The 17367-nt window shown below is 64.3% G+C and carries 15 protein-coding genes; 7 read left to right on the forward strand and 8 right to left on the reverse strand.

Annotated elements, in window-relative coordinates:
• Window positions 1-69 precede the first annotated feature (69 nt).
• On the reverse strand, window positions 70-624 hold the full coding sequence (locus J0H39_02685; protein ID MBN9495637.1) for a DUF3576 domain-containing protein: 555 nt from the start codon (window positions 622-624) through the stop codon (window positions 70-72).
• 390 nt (window positions 625-1014) lie between these two features.
• Here J0H39_02685 and J0H39_02690 point away from each other — a divergent pair, with 390 nt between their 5' ends.
• Window positions 1015-2313 (forward strand): porin, encoded by a 1299-nt coding sequence (locus J0H39_02690; protein MBN9495638.1) that lies wholly within the window; start codon window positions 1015-1017, stop codon window positions 2311-2313.
• Between the two features lie 103 nt (window positions 2314-2416).
• Here the strand turns inward: J0H39_02690 and J0H39_02695 are convergent, their stop codons facing one another.
• Window positions 2417-4354, reverse strand: coding sequence for a tetratricopeptide repeat protein (locus J0H39_02695; protein MBN9495639.1), 1938 nt, complete (start codon window positions 4352-4354; stop codon window positions 2417-2419).
• A gap of 38 nt (window positions 4355-4392) precedes the next feature.
• On the opposite strand from J0H39_02695, the gene J0H39_02700 reads away from it, so the two are divergent.
• On the forward strand, window positions 4393-5061 hold the full coding sequence (locus J0H39_02700) for a YggS family pyridoxal phosphate-dependent enzyme (GenBank protein ID MBN9495640.1): 669 nt from the start codon (window positions 4393-4395) through the stop codon (window positions 5059-5061).
• On the opposite strand, the gene J0H39_02705 is transcribed toward J0H39_02700, so the two are convergent.
• Both J0H39_02705 and J0H39_02710 read right to left on the reverse strand, forming a co-directional pair.
• Window positions 5058-6137, reverse strand: a complete 1080-nt coding sequence (locus J0H39_02705; GenBank protein ID MBN9495641.1) for a hypothetical protein — start codon at window positions 6135-6137, stop codon at window positions 5058-5060. The genes J0H39_02700 and J0H39_02705 overlap by 4 nt on opposite strands.
• 100 nt (window positions 6138-6237) lie before the next feature.
• A complete protein-coding gene (locus J0H39_02710) occupies window positions 6238-6888 on the reverse strand; it encodes an outer membrane lipoprotein carrier protein LolA (protein ID MBN9495642.1) in 651 nt (216 codons plus the stop codon).
• Window positions 6889-6948: 60 nt separating this feature from the next.
• Here J0H39_02710 and J0H39_02715 point away from each other — a divergent pair, with 60 nt between their 5' ends.
• The 5 genes from J0H39_02715 (at window position 6949) to J0H39_02735 (ending at window position 11370) form a co-directional block, all read left to right on the forward strand.
• Window positions 6949-7956, forward strand: coding sequence for an aldo/keto reductase (locus J0H39_02715; GenBank protein ID MBN9495643.1), 1008 nt, complete (start codon window positions 6949-6951; stop codon window positions 7954-7956).
• Between the two features lie 159 nt (window positions 7957-8115).
• A complete protein-coding gene (locus J0H39_02720) occupies window positions 8116-8949 on the forward strand; it encodes a hypothetical protein (GenBank protein MBN9495644.1) in 834 nt (277 codons plus the stop codon).
• A gap of 107 nt (window positions 8950-9056) precedes the next feature.
• A complete protein-coding gene (locus J0H39_02725; protein ID MBN9495645.1) occupies window positions 9057-9722 on the forward strand; it encodes a winged helix-turn-helix domain-containing protein in 666 nt (221 codons plus the stop codon).
• Window positions 9719-10552: an MBL fold metallo-hydrolase gene (locus J0H39_02730; GenBank protein ID MBN9495646.1), complete on the forward strand. Its 834-nt coding sequence runs from the start codon at window positions 9719-9721 to the stop codon at window positions 10550-10552. The genes J0H39_02725 and J0H39_02730 overlap by 4 nt, the downstream gene beginning before the upstream one ends.
• Complete coding sequence (locus J0H39_02735) at window positions 10552-11370, forward strand: class I SAM-dependent methyltransferase (protein MBN9495647.1); 819 nt, start codon at window positions 10552-10554, stop codon at window positions 11368-11370. Before J0H39_02730 ends, J0H39_02735 begins: the two co-directional genes overlap by 1 nt.
• On the opposite strand, the gene J0H39_02740 is transcribed toward J0H39_02735, so the two are convergent.
• The 4 genes from J0H39_02740 to J0H39_02755 are packed head-to-tail and all read right to left on the reverse strand — an operon-like array spanning window position 11361 to window position 17355.
• The gene (locus tag J0H39_02740; protein MBN9495648.1) at window positions 11361-12536 is read right to left on the reverse strand and encodes an ABC transporter permease; all 1176 of its coding nucleotides are present in this window, start codon (window positions 12534-12536) and stop codon (window positions 11361-11363) included. The two genes, J0H39_02735 and J0H39_02740, sit on opposite strands and share 10 nt — an antisense overlap.
• Entirely contained in the window at window positions 12533-13531 is a 999-nt protein-coding gene (locus tag J0H39_02745) for an ABC transporter permease (GenBank protein ID MBN9495649.1), read from the reverse strand. Before J0H39_02745 ends, J0H39_02740 begins: the two co-directional genes overlap by 4 nt.
• 15 nt (window positions 13532-13546) lie before the next feature.
• Window positions 13547-15490 carry an ABC transporter substrate-binding protein gene (locus J0H39_02750; protein MBN9495650.1) on the reverse strand — a complete coding sequence of 648 codons (1944 nt, stop codon included), beginning with the start codon at window positions 15488-15490 and terminating at the stop codon, window positions 13547-13549.
• The gene (locus J0H39_02755) at window positions 15487-17355 is read right to left on the reverse strand and encodes an ABC transporter ATP-binding protein (GenBank protein ID MBN9495651.1); all 1869 of its coding nucleotides are present in this window, start codon (window positions 17353-17355) and stop codon (window positions 15487-15489) included. The genes J0H39_02750 and J0H39_02755 overlap by 4 nt, the downstream gene beginning before the upstream one ends.
• Between the last annotated feature and the right edge of the window lie 12 nt (window positions 17356-17367).

The raw sequence follows: 17367 nt of genomic DNA on the forward strand, positions 1-17367 counted from the left end.
TAAGGAGGGCCTATGAAATGGGGGCCGAACGATTAACCCTTCAAGCCGGCGCTGTGAAGAGTCTTAAGCTCAGCGCGCGCCGGCCGATTGGCGGATCTGGCGCGCGCGGTTGAGGATCGCGTTCTCGACCTGCGTCGCCGTCGCGGTTTCGGTCGACGCGTCGACCCAGTTGCCCGTGTTGTCGCGGCGCTGGCGGAACACCGTCGCCTTCACGCCGTCGGCGCGGAGCTGGCGGCCAAGAATGTAGAGATTGAGCTTGAACCGCTCTTCGGGCGTTTCGGCCGGCGTGTACCAATCGGTGATGATGACGCCACCGAACGGATCGGCGGACACGATCGGCATGAACGAGATCGTTTCGAGCGACGCACGCCACAGCAGCGCGTTAACGCCGATCCCGCCACCATCGTCGTTCTTCTTGCCGCCGCCGCCGCCGAACAAGCCGTCTTCGCCGAACAGGCCGCCGCGTTGGATCTGATCCGACGGCACGTAGCGGCCGTCGGAGCCGGGGACTTCCACCGGGTAATTGTATTCGACCTTGCGGCCGCTGCAGGCCGCAACGGCCAGGATAGCCGCGAAAGCGACGCCCAAACGCAGGGTGGAACGAAGCGAAACGGCTCGAAGCATGGCAAATCCTCAAATCCGGCCGCGACCAGCGCGGTCAGCGAAGCGGTTCGTCATTATACCGCCCTTTCCTGCTTGTAAACCATTCAAAGGGCGCGGTGTTCAGCGCTTTAACGGTAGCAAAGCGCCGACCCTGGGTAAGCCCCCGAACGCCGCCTGATCGCCCTCTGATCCGGATATTAATTTCTTGATATTATGATATAAAATCCCGATTCTTTGGCGAAGGGTGAAAGGAAAGATTGTGGCGAAGTTGCCACAGTCGCGCCCGTTAATCGCCCAGGCAGGGTGACTCCAGTTGACCCCCTACGCGCCGGTTTGGCACAAACACGGTGCCATAGCGGGCGGCAGTACGGCCGCTAGGCCGTACACATGTCCGAACAAGGAGAGGACCTTATGAAGAAGACGCTTTACGGGACCACGGCCATCGTTGCCCTGGGCCTCGCGATCGTCGCAGCGGCTCCGGCCAGCGCCCAGGCGCCGGCGCAGGGCTTCAGCTCGACGAACTTCCAGTTCACTGTTGGCGGTCTTGCCCGCGGTTTCGTCGGCGGCGTGAGCCAGCACGACAACATCGCGACGTGGACGGCCGGCAACAACGCCGCTCCGGCGGCCGGCAACGCCGGCACGACGCAGCGCTTCGACGTTCAGCGCGACTGGCGCTTGGACATCACTGCCGCCGCCAACCTGTCGAACGGCCTGCGCGCCACGGCGGTTGCGCAGCTGCAGCAGCTGTCCGGCCCGGCCGGTGGCGCTGGCCAGGAAACGCACCTGCGTCGTAACTGGGTCGCTCTGTCGGGCGCCTTCGGTGACCTGCGCATCGGCGCGCTGGACAACGTTGCCTTCCAGATGGCGCAAGGCGCGATGGACGCCTTCACCGCTGGTTCGGCGCGTACCGGCAAGATCTACGAGTACACCCAGACCGCCAGCGTGTACGGTCGCGATGACTCGGGTCTCGGCGCTTCGAACAACATCCGCCTCTACGATCGTTCGGCGGAGAAGATCGCGTACTTCACCCCGCGTATCGAAGGCTTCCAGCTCGGCGTGAACTACACGCCGGAAGCTTCGAAGGACCGTAACGGCGCGCTGGCGACGGCCGCTGGTGGCGTGTATCAGCGTGGCTATGCCGCCGCTGGTAACTACGTCAACACGTTCTCGGGCGTTGGCGTTCGCGCTTCGGCCGGTTACGCCAAGTGGAGCTCGGCTGACAACACGGTCACGGGTGGTGCGAACCTCCCCGACCCGTCGGCTTGGGGTCTCGGCCTCGGCGTGAGCTACATGGGCTTCGACGTCGGCGGTTCGTACGGCAAGTACAAGGACGTCGCTTCGGGCACGAACCGTTTGGAAGCGTTCGGCACGGCGCCGGCGACCAACACGAACCGTTTCCTGGCTGACGGCCGCGGTTACGAACTCGGCGTTGGTTACACGACGGGTCCGGTTCGCGTGTCGTTGAACTACTTCAACGGCGAAATGAACAACGTGAAGAACGGCGCGGTCTCCGCTCCGGTCGCGATCACGAACGCCGGCAAGGACAAGCTGCAGACCATCGCGCTCAACGGCTCCTACACGATGGGCCCGGGCGTGAACCTGGAAGCTTCGGTGTTCAACATCCGTTCGTCGGCTCCGTTCACGGCCGCCAACGTGCGTAACAGCCAGGACTCGACCGGTGTCATCACCGGCCTGATCCTGTCGTTCTAATCCCTTCGGGGATTGGTTCGGGAAAGGGGCGGCTTCGGCCGCCCCTTTTCTTTTGTCCGCAGTTTCGAGAAAGCGGCAGTATTCGCCGCCGATCAGCGCGCGATCATTCTCGCGCCAGCATTCGCGTGAATGCGTCGGTCATTTCCAGCGCCAGGCTCGATCCATCGGCCAGCGCGCTTGCCCGCATCCGCACGGCCAAGTTCTTCGCCAAAACGGCCAGCCTTTCCGGCTCTCGGGCGAAGCCGATCGCCGCATCGCGATAATCATCCCAACTCTGCGCGACGAACCCGGCATTCGGCACACGCGACAATAGCGATGCGCCCACGCGCCCCGCATGGCGCGATCCCGCCAATGTCAGCAGCGGCACGCCCATCCACAGCGCTTCGCAGCTCGTCGTCGTGCCGGCATAGGGGCCGGTGTCGAGCGCCAGATCGATTTCCTCGTAAAGCGCTAGATGCGCCGCCTCGTCGTCGACGAACGGCACAAGCCGCACGCGCCCGGCGAGCCCCGCCGCGGCCAAACGCGCGTGCCATGCGGCCATCGTCGCCGGGTCCTTCAGCGCGAATGCTTTCAGCAGTAAGGTCGCGTCGGGTACCGCGCGCAATATCGCCACCCATGCGTTCCAGCAGGGCGCCGAGATTTTCTCCAGCATGTTGAACGATCCCAGCCGCAAGCCGCCGCCGGACTGCCTGCGCGCCGGAACCGGGACATCATCGAGGGCTGCGAAACGTAGGAATCCGCCCCCGAGGCGCCAAAGTTTCTCGGTGTAGTACCGGTCTTGCCCCTCGGGATCGGCGATCACATCGGTGAAGCGCCAATCGATCCGCGATAGTCCCGTCGTGTTGGCGTAACCAAGCCACGAAACCTGCACGGCGCAGGGCTTACGCGCGAACACGCCCAAACGATTATCGGCGGTGTGACCGCTTAGATCGACCAGCACGTCGATACGATCGCCCGCGATCTTGCGCGCCAACGCGCCGTCATCCAGGCCGCGCGTTTCGTGCCATTCGGCCACAAGACCGCGCAAACGCGCCGTGATCGCGTCCGGCTTTTCGACGTCCGAGTAACAAACCGCCGCGACGCGCGCCGGATCGAAGGCGGCGAATAACGGCAGCAGAAAATGCGCGCAAGAATGGCGTTTGAAATCGCCGGAAACAAAACCGACGCGAATTGCGCCGCCATCGTGCACACGCATCGGCGCGTTCATCGGAATCAGCGCGCCTTCGAAGAAACCGCCCCACAGGCGATGCAGCTCCGCCAAACCTTCGGGCGCGTCGAGATCGTAATTCGCGCCGAACAACGTCGCCGAATTCGCTTTCGCCGACGGCACGGCCTCGCCGTCCGTCAGCGACTCGCGATACGCGGCCAGCGCATCGCCGACATTGCCCAGCCGTGCGAGGACACGTGCAAATTCGTCGATCCGCGCGCGCCGCTTGGCCGGCACGGCCGCAAGAATCGCTGCCCCCCGCGCCGCATCGCCGTACTTGGCCTCGAGCAAGCCAAGATTGATCTGACATTCGAGAAAATCGGGTTTCAAGCGCAATGCCTGCTCGAACGCTGCGCGTGCACCGGCGACGTCACCTTGCGCTAGCAACGCATTGCCCAGCGCCTGATACGCCGCGACGAGCCCCGGTTCCAACGCGATCGCTTTACGCGCCGCATCGACGGCACCACCCGCGTCCGTCGCCGCCAAGCGGGCATGGCCGAGATTGGCGAGATAGGCGGGATGATCGGGTTTCAGCGCCAGCGCCTTCTCCAACGCCACGACCGCCTCCGCCGCGCGCTTGGCGCCCCGCAACGCCTCGCCCAGATTGTTGAACGCATCGGCGAAATCGGGGCGTTGCTCGCAAGCGCGGGTCAGAAACGCGATGGCCTGATCGTGGCGCATGGCTTGATGCAGCGCCACGCCCAGCAAATAGGTCGCGTTGGGCTCGTCCGGCATTTGCGCCAGAACGGCGCGATAGCGCGTCATCGCCTCGTCGAATCGCCCGCCTTGGTGCAGCGCCAAAGCGTCGCGCAAAACTTGCTTGTAATCGTCCATCGCGGATGTGGTAAGGCGAAGCGGGAGGCCCGTCCAGTATGATCTCCGCGCAACTCGATGAAATCCGGTCCCGGATGTGCGCCGCACTCGAACGTGCCGGGCGCGCACCCGATTCCGCCATGCTGATTGCCGTCGCCAAGACGCACCCCGCCGAAGCGGTCGTGGAAGCTTTGGCCGCGGGCCAGCGCGTGTTCGGCGAGAACCGCGTGCAGGAAGCGATGGCGAAATATCCCGCCTTACGCGCGCGCCATCCCGATCTCGACCTGCATCTGATCGGCCCGTTGCAGACCAACAAGGTCAAGGAAGCGGTCGCGACCTTCGATGCGATCCACACCGTCGACCGGCCGAAGCTCGCGGCGGCGTTGGCGGCGGAGATCGCGCGCAGCGCCAAGCGGCCGCGTCTATTCGTGCAGGTGAATACCGGGGCCGAACCGCAAAAGGCCGGCGTGTTGCCCGATCAGGCGGACGCGTTTATCGACGAATGCCGGACGGCGCATAAGCTCGTCATCGACGGCTTGATGTGCATTCCGCCGGTCGTGGACGTGCCGGCGCCGCATTTCGCGTTGTTGGGCCAAATTGCCAAGCGCAACGGCATCGCGATGCTGTCGATGGGAATGAGCGAGGATTTCGAAACCGCGTTGGCGTTGGGGGCCACGCATGTGCGCGTCGGCAGCGCCATTTTTGGCGCGCGGCCGCCGATCGCTTAGGACCCCAGATCCTTCTGGCGCTGCATATCGCGATAGCGATCGAGACCGGCACCCATCATCATCGCGACCCAACCTTGTTCGCCGCCGGCGGTGTTGCCGCCGCTATTGGCGCCGAGCTGCGCTTCGAGGGCGGCGGGCAGGCCGGTCGGTTGCACATTGGCCTGTGCCAAGGCTTGCGAAACCGGCGGCTTGAACGCATTCGCTTCGCGATAGCTCGCCAAAGTGCGGCGCGCGTTTTGACCCGCAATGGGGTCGCTCGCCACCGGCATGCGCACCATCGGCACCTCGGCCGATTGGGCGTTGGCGCGATAATCGGCGAGGGTGCGAACGCCGCGTCCCGCCGGCACCCCGCCGCCGGTATCGGGCGCCATCGCGGCGGCTTTTTCGGGCTCGGCGGGCGACACGCCCTTCGTCGGTTGGATCGGCGCCGCAGCCGGGACGGCTTGCGCGGTTTGAACGGGTGCCGCTTCCGGCTTCGGCGCGGGGCCGGTGAACAGCGAGGCGAGCGCCATCTTGCCGTCGCTCGGCACCAGCGACGGGCCCTGGGGCGTCAAGTTCTGGCGCAGATTGGCTTCGAAGATTTCGGGCGCTTGATTGCGCGGCGCGGCGCTGCCGCCGGCGATCCAGGTCGCGAGCAAATCGTTCGATTCGAATGCGCCGTCTTGGCGCAAGGCTGCCAAATGCACGCCCGATTGCGCCGCGTCGCCGGTCGGCGGCGGCGCGATATTGCCCTTCTCGGGCCCCGAAACCATCGCGAGCATATGGCCGCCGATGTCCTTGCCGCTGCCGTCCTCGACGATCGCGTTGACCAGCGCGCTGGCGATTCCGATCGGCCCGCCATAGATGAAGCCGCCCAGGACCCGTGCCGACGGTTCGATCGATTGGCCGGTCAATTCGCGATAGATCGTGCCGACGATCGGCAGGTTCTGGAGCGGGTTCAGCGCTTGCAGCAGATCGCCGAAGCCGCGCGATCTGCCGTCGGTCAGGACGACTTCGTCGGGCGCATCCGGATTCCACGCCTTCGCGGCGCTGGACCGGATTTCGAACTTCGATGATTGGATGGCGGTGGCGGACATCTTGCCGGAAGCATTGCAAGCGCCGAACCAGGGATCACCTTTGTAAATTCAAAGGGTTAGATGCCAATCGCGTGACGCTTCCAGGCAAAAATTGCCGGTCCTAGCGATCTCTGCCGGGTTCCATCAGGCGCTGCTGGTTCGGATCGACGATCGTGAACCGATCGGGCGCAATAGTCACGCCGTCGCGCGGATCCAGCAAGGTGATGCGCGTCGTCAGGCCCTGGCCGTCGACCACCCGCCAGCTCGACAGCTGGAACGGCCGCTCGGCAAATTCCAGGATCAGCCGCCCGGCGCGCGGATCGCTGGTCTGGACGATGCCCACGCGCAGTACGCCGGGGCCGCGTTCGATCCCGGTCACGGTCACGTCGCCCGCGAGTTTCACGTCGGCGCGCACCAACACGCCGGCCGGGGTGGAATCGAGCGGCAGATACGAAATCGTTTTCAGCGAACGGTCGATATGCGCGAGGGCCCGCCCATCGGCGATCAGCAGATTGGGGTTGGGCGCGTCGTAATCGAGCCGCAGCTTGCCCGGTCGCGACAGATAGAATTTGCCTTCGGCGGTCGAACCGTCGGGGCCGATCTGCAGGAAACGCGCTTCCAGCGTTTTGATGCCGGCGAGATAGGTTTCGACGCGCGCGATATCCGCGCGATCGGCTTCGTTGCGCGCGGGGCTTTGCGCGGCAACGGGCGCGCTTGCTACAACGGCAAGCACGGCACCGGCGATGAAGAAGCGGCGGGAAAATCCGTCCATGACCGGTTCTTTGCCAGCGCTTTGTGGCCCGAGCAAGGCAAAACCAAGGAGCGATTCGCCATGTCGATCTACCGCAATCTCGGCCGTTCGGGCCTGAAAGTCTCGCCCTTGTGCTTGGGCACGATGATGTTCGGCGACCGCACCGACGAAGCGGAGGCCGCGCGCATCGTTGCTTCGGCGCGCGAAACGGGCGTCAATTTCATCGACACGGCCGATGGCTATGCCGGCGGCGAATCCGAACGCATTGTCGGTCGCCTAATCGCCAAGGAACGTGCGCGTTGGGTGCTGGCGACCAAGATCGCCAATCCGGCCCCCGGCGACGATCCCAATGCGCGGGGCACTTCGCGCCGTTGGTTGATCGCAGGGCTCGAGGCGAGTCTCCAACGGCTCGGCACCGATCACATCGATCTTTATTACCTGCATCGCGACGACATGACGACGCCGATGGAGGAGACGGTCGAAGCCTTGGGCGGGCTGATCCGGGCGGGCAAGATCCGCTATATCGGCTTGTCGAATTTCCGCGGCTGGCGCATGGCGCGCTTCGTCGCCCTGTGTACGGCGATGGGCGTGCCGCAACCGATCGCGAGCCAGCCTTGGTACAATCTGTTCGATCGCCAGGCGGAAACCGAAATCCTGCCCGGGGCGGCCGAACTTGGCCTCGGCAACGTGCCCTACAGCCCGTTGGCGCGCGGGGTGTTGACCGCGAAATACGATTCGATCGACACGCCCGATCCCGCCTCGCGCGCCGGGCGCGGCGACAGGCGGCTGCACCAGACCTCGTTCAAACCCGAAGCGATCGCGTTGGCGCGGAACCTTGCCGATCTCGCCAAAGCGCGCGGGACGGATGCCGCAACGCTGGCACTGGGCTGGGTGATGGCGAATCCGCTGATCACGTCGGTTTTAGCGGGGCCGCGCACCCTGGCGCAGTGGCAGGCCTATGTTTCGGGAAGCCAGCGGCCCTGGAATGGGGCCGACGAATCGGCGGTCAGCGCCCTCGTCGCGTCAGGCCATCCCGCAACCCCGGGTTTCAGCGACCCGCAATACCCGATTCTGGGCCGTCCGGCCTGAATTCTTCCTGTCGCACGCTCAAAACTGTAACCCCCGTGCCACAGTCGGCATTGAAACCCATGGCTGTGCCTTGGGTAAGGGCTTCAGTTGCAGAATTCATGTTGCGGTAAGTCCGAGCCTTGCAATAGAACCTCCAAGACAGGCTTGAGGAGCAAAAACATGAATATTCGCAAAGGCTTACTGACCATTTTTGGTGCAACTGCACTGATTTTGGGCGCTAATGTGACGCCGGTTTCGGCACAAATCGAAACTTCGGTCGGCACCTTCTCGCCGACGATCGCCGTCACCTCGAATTATCTGTTCCGCGGTATCTCGCAGAATGATCGCCGCCCGGCTCTTCAGGCCGGTTTGGAATACGGCTACACGGTCGGCATGTTCACGCCGTACCTGGGCACCTTCATTTCGAATGTCGGCTTCCCGGATGGCGCCGGCGGCTATCTGCGTCAGCGCGTCGAGCTCGACCTCTACGGTGGTCTGCGCGTCACGCCGATCGACAATCTGACCCTCGACGCCGGCGTGATTGCCTACACTTATCCGCGCAACTCGGTCGAAAAGCTGCCGAACCCGCAAGGCGTGGGCAACCCGTCGTGGACCGAAGTCTACGGCAAGGCAGCCTATGATTTCGGCTTCGCCAAGGTCGTCGGCTCGGTGTTCTACACCAGCGCCTTCTCGGCCGCGTCGGGCACGGGTTGGTACTATGAAGGCGGCGCCGATGTTCCTCTGCCGATTTGGGACCTCACCGCGTCCGGTCGCGTGGGCCGCCAGACGGTCGATAAGAACGCAAATTTCGGCTTCCCGGACTACACGACCTGGAACCTGGGTCTGTCGCGTAGCTTCTTCGGTATCCTCGTGGCCGCGACCTACTCGGACACGAACATGAAGGAAAACGCCGCGCTGGGCCGCGACATCACCAACGCCAACTCGACGTTGACCAAGGACAACTACAAACTGACCCGCAATCAGTTCGTCCTGTCGCTCACGAAAGCCTTCTAAGCCTTATTTCGTAGGGCTTTGCGATCAAGACCGCCGGTGGCAACGCCGGCGGTCTTTTTCTTTGCGCCCTGGTCATTTGATCGGCGGATTGGGTTAGGCTTGAGCCCATGACCGCCGCAAGGCTGCTTTTGCTCGCCCCGGAGCTTTCCTCGCGCGTCCTTGGCGAAGGCCTGCGGGCGCACGGCTTCCGTGTCGAGACGACGCAGGAAGCCGACGCCGCTTTGGCGCTGGCCGAAGGGGTGGGCTTCGACGCGGCGATCCTCGATCGTGCGATCGCATCGGGCCGGGCGCTGGGCGCTCTGGTCAAACGCCTCGCCGTGCCGGTTTGTCTGCTGGGTCTCGACGCGCGCGGGCGCGCGCCCCATGGCGTGGCGGCGGCCTTGGCCAAGCCCGTGCGGCTCGACGATCTTGCGGGGCTGATGCACGGTCTGGTTCGCCCCGCCGCAGCACCCGAAAAACTCGGTCCCTACGCGTTCGACGCGATTTTGCGCCGCTTGGTCGAACGCAAGAGCGCGCGTGAGATAAGGCTCACCGAACTCGAAACCGCCTTGCTCGATATGTTGTTGAAAGCCAGGGGCGATCCGGTCCCGCGCGCGGAATTGCTTCGCGCCGTTTGGGGGTATAAACCGGGATTGACGACGCGCACGCTGGAGACGCATGTCTACAGGTTGCGCCGCAAGATCGAGCGCGACCCGGCGCGCGCGCGGTTGTTGTTGACGACGCCGGGCGGTTATCTTGTGCCGACGGCACGTAAGGGAGCACGCGCGAAGTGACGACCGACCGACTCTCCGTAACGTTTTGGGGCGTGCGTGGCTCGATCGCGTGTCCGGGTCCGGCGACCGCCGGCTATGGCGGCAACACCGCGTGTCTGGAAATCCGTGCGGGCAACAAGCTGCTGATTTTCGATGCGGGCACGGGCTTGAAGCCGTTCGGCGGGGCGCTCGCCAAACAAGGCGGGCCGCTCGACGTCGACTGGTTCTTCACCCACACCCATTTCGACCATATCCAGGGAATTCCGTTTTTCTCGCCGCTCTACGACCGGCGCAATCGCTTCCGCCTGCGCGCGGGCCATCTCATTCCCGAAATGAACCTCAAACAGGTTTTGTCGGAAATGATGTCGGCGCCGTTGTTCCCGATCCCGATCGGCATCTTCGCCGCACAGATCGAGTTCGCCGATTTCCGCGCGGGCGAAACCCATGATCTGGGCGGCGGCGTGGTGGTGAAGACGGCCCCGCTCAACCATCCCAATCGCGCCACCGGCTATCGCGTCGAGGTCGCGGGCAAATCGATCTGCTACGTGACCGACACCGAACACGTGCCCGGCCGTCTCGATACCAATGTGCTGAAGCTGATCGAGGGTGCCGACATCGTCGTCTACGACTGCACCTATACCGACGAAGAATATCCCGCCCATGTCGGCTGGGGCCATTCGACCTGGCAGGAAGGTATTCGCCTGGTCGAGAAGGCGGGCGCCAAACGCTTGGCGATCTACCATCACGATCCCGACCATGACGATACGTTCATGGACAAGATCGCGGCCGACGCCGAAAAGATGCGCCCCGGCACGTTCGTCGCCCGCGAAGGCACGACGATCGAAGTTTGATGGGTGCCGGCCGCGGCCATTGGTTCCAGTTCCTGACCGCGCTGGGTGCGAAGCGCGGTTTCTTCGTGCCTTATCGCCATGCTGCGGAAGTCGCGCCGCCGCAAGCCTATAAGGGCCTCGAAAAGATCTTCGCCGACGCGCTGCCGCAATTCGCGGCGTGGGGTGCGCGTATCGACGCCTATCGCGCGCAGCTTCAAGGCTTCGGCGCCGAGCCGCCGCCGGCCCCGCGCTGGAACCAGGATTGGTTCACCGGCCACGATGCCGCCTTCGCCTATACCTTCGTGCGCGAGACAGCCCCCAAACGCATCGTCGAAATCGGATCGGGCCATTCGACGCGTTTCATGGCGCGCGCGATCCAAGACGGCGACCTGGCGACGCGGCTCGACTGCATCGACCCGGCTCCGCGCGCGACGCTGACGGGTTTGCGCGTCGATTGGACGAAAGCGCGGCTGGAGACGACCGACTATCCCTTCGCCGAATTGGGCGAGGGCGATGTCGTGTTCGTCGACTCCTCGCATATTCTAATGCCAGGCACGGATCTCGACATTCTGTTCGCCAATGTGCTGCCCGCGCTGAAGCGCGGCGTCGTGCTGCATTTCCACGACATCTTCCTGCCCTGGGCCTATCCCGACTCATGGGCGTGGCGCGGCTATAACGAGCAGAACGCCGTCGCCGGCTTGTTGGCGAGCGGCGCGTACGATCCGCTGTGGTCGTCGGCTTATGCCGCGCGCCATCTGCGCATCGCGGCGCTGGACGGCCTGCCGATTCCCGATACGGCGTTCGTCTCCAGCCTGTGGCTGCGGAAACGCTATTTGTAAGGATCGGCGGCGTCGCGCAAGCCGTCGCCCAGGAAGTTGAACGCCAGCACGGTGACGATCACCGGCACGACCGGCAGCAACAGCCACGGGTAAAGCGCCACGACGTTGATGTTCTGCGCTTCGGTCAGCAACACGCCCCAAGACGTGATCGGCGGGCGCAGGCCCAGCCCCAGGAACGACAACGCCGTCTCGCCCAGGATCATCGTCGGGATCGCCAGCGTCGCCGACGCGATCAGATGGCTCATGAAGCTGGGCACGAGGTGGCGGAAGATCACGCGCTTGGGGCTCGCCCCCATCAGCGTCGCGGCCGTGCAGAAATCCTCCTCGCGCAAGGCTAGCAGCTTCGAGCGCACCGCGCGGCCCAGGCCCGTCCAGCCGATCAGGCCCAGGATCAGCGTGATGCCGAAATAGATGTAGATCGGGCTCCACGACACGGGCAGGGCGGCCGACAGCGCCATCCACAGCGGCAATTCCGGGAAGGAGCGGATGATCTCGATCATGCGCTGGATGACCATATCGACCCAGCCGCCGTAATAGCCGGCGAGCCCGCCCAGCACGATGCCCAGGATGAATTTCACCATCACGCCGATCAGGCCGATGGTCAGCGAAATCCGCGTGCCATAGGCGAGACGGCTGAACATATCGCGCCCCAGCCGGTCGGTGCCGAGCAGGAAGAACGTGCCGCCTTCCGCGGCACAGACGAAATGCCAGGAACCCGGAACCAAGCCCATCCATTCCCACGAATCGCCTTTGCAGAAAAACCGCAACGGCTGAACCTTGGCGGGGTTCGGCGTGTACTCGCGTTTCAGCGTGTCGAGGTCGAGCGTGTAGTCGAAGCCGTAGACGAAGGGCCCGACGAAGCGCCCTTCGTGGAACAGATGCACCGCCTGCGGCGGCGCATAGATATGGTCGATATTGCGCGTGCCCACGCCGTAGGGTGCAATCATCTCGCTGAACAGGATCGACACGTACAAGAATACGAGCAGCACGCCCGACCATAGCGCGAGCTTGTGGCGCTTCAGCTTCCACCACATCAGCCGCCATTGCGTGGCCATGTAGTAGCGCTCGAGCTTGGGGTCGAGCTTCTCGCCGTCATACGGATCGAATGTCTCGCGCCGTACGTAATGCGCCAGCTTGTCGCTCTCGTTCGCGCGGGTATCGGTCATTTGCCGGCCCCGCCATGCAGACGGATGCGCGGGTCGAGCGCGGCCAGCGCCACGTCCGACAGAAACACGCCCAGCACGATCAGCACCGCTTCGATCATCAGGAACGATCCGGCCAGGAACATGTCCTGGCTGCGCAAGGCCGCCAGCAGCATCGGCCCGTTGGTCGGCAGGCTCATCACCACCGAAACGATCGCAGCGCCGGAGATGAGCTGCGGTAGCAAATCGCCGATATCGGCGATGAAGGGGTTCAGCGCCATGCGCAACGGATATTTGAACAGCGCGCGGCCCGGCGGCAGACCCTTGGCGCGCGCGGTGACGACGTATTGTTTTTGCAGCTCGTCGAGCAGATTGGCGCGCAACCGGCGGATCATCGCGGCGGTGCCCGACGTGCCGATGACCACGACGGGAATCCAAAGATGTTCCAGCACCGACAGGAACTTCGCCCAGCTCATCGGCTTGTCGACGAATTCGGGGTCCATCAAGCCGCCGATCGCCGTGCCGAACCAGATATTGGCGAGATAGAGCATCACCAGCGCGAGCAGGAAAGACGGCGTGGCGAGGCCCAAGAAGCCGAGGAAGGTGAGGCCGTAATCGCCCCAGGAATATTGGCGCGTCGCCGAATAGATGCCGATGGGGAAGGCGACGGCGTAAGTGAAGATCACCGTCGCGAAGCCGACGACGAAGCTCAAGATCAGCCGGTCGCCGATCACCACATTGACCGGCAGATCGTATTCGAACGACCAGCCAAGGTCTCCGCGCAGCAGGCCGAACAGCCAGATGAAGTAGCGCTCCACCGGCGTCTTATCGAGATGGTATTGCGCACGCAGATGTTCGATCTGCGCCATGCTCGCGGCTTCGCCTTGCGCGCGCAACTCGGCGATCTGGTTCGACAGGTAGTCGCCCGGCGGCAATTGGATGATGAAAAACACGATCGCGCTGATCGCCAGCAGCGTCGGTATCATCACGAACAAGCGACGGACGAAATACGCGAGCACGTCGAAGCGACCTTCCTACTTACCGGCCGGAACCGCGGCGGTGCTGCGCGGGGCGCCGCGCTCGCCATCGAACCAGAACGCGTCCATGCGATGCACGCCGAAGAAAGCGCCCGGATCCCAATTCCATACGCCGTCGCGCGGCACGTTGCGCAAACGATTCGACACGACGACCGGCTGGCGCACATTGGCGACCAGACCGATGGTCCAGACGTTGTCGGCGTGGTTCTGCAGCATGCGCCGCCACGCTTCTTCGCGGCCGTTGCGCGTCGCCGCGTTGCGCCAAGCTTCGGATTCGCGCACCAGATCGATCGCCTCGGACATGTCGACCGGTTCGCCCGACGTGCCGCCGGTCTCGCGATATTGGCCCCATTTGGGCCATTGCAGCCGGTCTTGCATCGTCGGCGCCAATTCGTCGGGCGGCGAGTCCGGGTTGGCGAGCGCGTTCTCGATCCCGAACCACAGCGCCACGCGCGTTTCGCCCGAGAACACGCGGTTGCGCAGAATGTCGCGTTGCTGGGGCCGCGAATAAAGCTTGATGCCCGCCTTCAGCCAGGAATCGTGGATCAGCTCCAGCACGTCGGTCTGCTCGACATCCTCGCCCGCGGTTTCGACCACGATTTCCATCGGCCGTCCGTCGGGCAGCAGGCGCACGCCGCGCTCGTCGCGCTTGGTGAGGCCGATCTGATCGAGCAACGCGTTCGCGGCCTTCAGATCGAATTGATGCCACGCGCTGCGGTATTCGGGCCGGTACATCGGGCTTGCGGGCAGCAGCGTATTCGCCCCTTCGACCGCCAAACCGAAATAAACGACTTGATTGATCTCGCGCCGATCGATCGCCATCGACAACGCGCGGCGAAAGCGCACGTCGCGGAACAGCGCGCGCCAGCCCAGATCGTTGGTGTTGAGATTGGGATGGATCGCGATTTGCGAACCGCGCGCGGTCGACCACAGCCGCGTATCGAAATCGTTCCGCTTCCCGGCTTGGCGCAGGAAGGTGTAGTTCGCGAAGTTGAGGCCGCGCGCTTGCAGATCGACCTCGCCCGCACCGGCCTTGGCGGCCAGAATCTTGCCGTCGGCGACGTTCATGATCAGCCGATCGATATAGGGAAGCTGGCGCCCGTTCGCGTCGATGCGGTGGTAATAGGGATTGCGGTCGAACACGAAACGCTCGGCCGGCGCCTTGGTGCGCACGACCCACGGATCGAGCACGGGCAGATCCGGGTTGTCGTTGCGGTCGAGCTTGTCGAGCCGGTTATGCAATTGCGACCAAGTGCGCAGATTGGCGCGCTGCACGGCTTCGCCCAGCGCCTTGCGGTCGGCGTAGCGATGGTGGAATTGGCGCAGATAATGCGCCGGACGATAGATGAAGACCGGGGCGGGGCCCGCAAGGGCGGGCAGGAATGCGGCGTTGGGCGTCGACCATTCGTAAACGACGGTGCGCGCATCCGGAAAGCTGACGACGGGTTTCTCGTTATCGACCAGCAGCGCCTTGGGCGGGCCCGCGGGCGTCAGCGCCTTCTCGTTCGCGACATCTTCCCACCAATAGCGGAAATCCTCCGACGTGAAGGGCGCGCCGTCAGACCAGCGATGATTTTCGCGCAGCTTCAGCGTGAAGCGCCGCCCGCCATCGACATCGACGCTTTCCAGAATATCGGGCGTAAGCTCGAGATTCTTGTCGAGCCCGACCAAGCGCGAATATCCGTAGACGGAAACGAGGCGCACATCCTGCGTACGGCCGATTAGCATGCGCATCTCGCCGCCATGCTTGCCCGGCTGCCATTCGGGATCGTCGATCGCCGTCACCAGCGGATTCGCCGGCAAGCGATCATGGATCGACGGCAACTTGCCCGCGATCACATCCAGCGACAGGTTCGGCGTTTCGATCAACTCGCCGGCATTCGCCGAACCGACGAAAAATGCCGCGGCCAGCAGGGCCGCACTCAGCGTTTTGAACTTCATGCGACGACCTCCCGCGGGCGGGCGAGGGCGCGCAAGCTGTCGGGCGAAGCCGACAAATGCGCGCGCACGTAATGACCATGGCCGAGATCGATCAGCCCCACCGGCGTCTGGCCATCGACCGTGAACGGCGCGGGCCACAGGCTTGGGCTCGACGCGCGGCCTTCCATCAAGGCGGCGAGGTCGAGCGGCCGGTCGATATCCGGTTCGGGCACGGCGGTCAGCAGCGCTTGCGTATAAGGATGGATCGGTTCGCGGAACAGCCGCTCGCGCGGCGCCACTTCGACCAAGCGTCCGGCGCACATCACGGCGATCCGGTCGGCCATATAGTCGACCACCGCGAGATTATGGCTGACGAAAATGTAAGTGAGGCCGAGCGCCTTCTTGAGATCCTGCAGCAGGTTCAAGACCTGCGCCTGGATCGACACGTCGAGCGCCGAGACGGGCTCGTCCAGCAGCAGCAATTCCGGACCCAGGGCCAAGGCGCGCGCGATGCCGATGCGCTGGCGCTGCCCGCCGGAGAAGGAATGCGGATAGCGGTTGAGGGCGCGATCGTCGAGCCCGACCACGCGCATCAATTCGCGCACGGTGGAACGGCGCGAACGTTCGTCGCCGATGCCGTGGATCAGCAGCGGTTCCGACACGATATCGCTGACCGTCATGCGCGGATTCAGCGACCCGAACGGGTCCTGGAACACGAATTGGACCTTGCGGCGATAATCGAACAATTCGGCGCCGTCGAATTTGCGCGCGTCGCGGCCTTCGAACAGGATGTCGCCCGAATCCGGCGTCAGCGCGCGCATGATCATTTTCGACACGGTCGTCTTGCCGCAGCCGGATTCGCCGACCAGGCCCAGACATTCGCCGCGAAATACGTCGAAGCTGACGTCGTCGACCGCCAGCACACTTTGCGCTTGGCCGCCGCCGAACATGCCCGATTTGCGGATCGCGTAGCTTTTGCGCAAATGCCGCACCGACAAAACCGGCGTCGCGCGGTCGGCGGCGTCGAGCGGCGGCTTGGGCGCGCCGGTCTTGTCCTTGCGGCGGACCATTTCGCCAAGATCGGATTTGATCTCGCGCAGCGGAATCAACTTTTCGCCCGGCTTCATGTCGAAGCGCGGCACGGCCGCCAACAGCGCCTTCAAATACGGGTGTTCGGGCTTGCGGAAAATATCCTCGCGCATGCCCGCTTCCATCACCCGGCCGCGATACATCACGACCACTTCGTCGGCCATGTTCGCGACCACGCCCAGATCGTGTGTGATCAGCAGGATCGCCATGCCGAGATCGGCTTGCAGATCCTTCAGCAGCTTCAGGATCTGCGCTTGGATCGTCACGTCCAGCGCCGTGGTCGGCTCGTCGGCGATCAGCAAAGCGGGGCGGCAGACCAGCGCCATCGCGATCATCGCGCGCTGGCGCAAACCGCCGGACAACTCGAACGGATAGGTGCGCAGCGCCTTGACCGGATCGGGGAAGCCGACCCGGCGCAGCATGTCTTCGGCGAGGTCGAGCGCTTCTTGGCGGTCGCGCGTGCGGTGCAGGCGCACGGCTTCGGAAATCTGGTCGCCGACCGTATGCAGCGGCGACAGCGACGTCATCGGTTCCTGGAACACGATGGAAATGCGCCCGCCCCGGATCGCGCGGAACTTGGCGCCGTCGGGGTCGAGCTTGGCGAGGTCGGTCGTCTTGTCGCCGTCGCGAAACAGCATCTGGCCGCGCGCGATGGCGCCGGCCTTGGGCAGAATGCCCATCAGCGCTTGGCTGATGACCGTTTTGCCGGAGCCGGATTCGCCCACGACCGCGACCGTGCTGCCAGGCCGCACGCGGAAATCCACGCCGTCGACCGCCTTCACCCGCGTATCGTGCACGCGGAAGTCGAT

The sequence above is a fragment of the Alphaproteobacteria bacterium genome (assembly GCA_017308135.1).
GTDB lineage: Bacteria > Pseudomonadota > Alphaproteobacteria > CACIAM-22H2 > CACIAM-22H2 > Tagaea.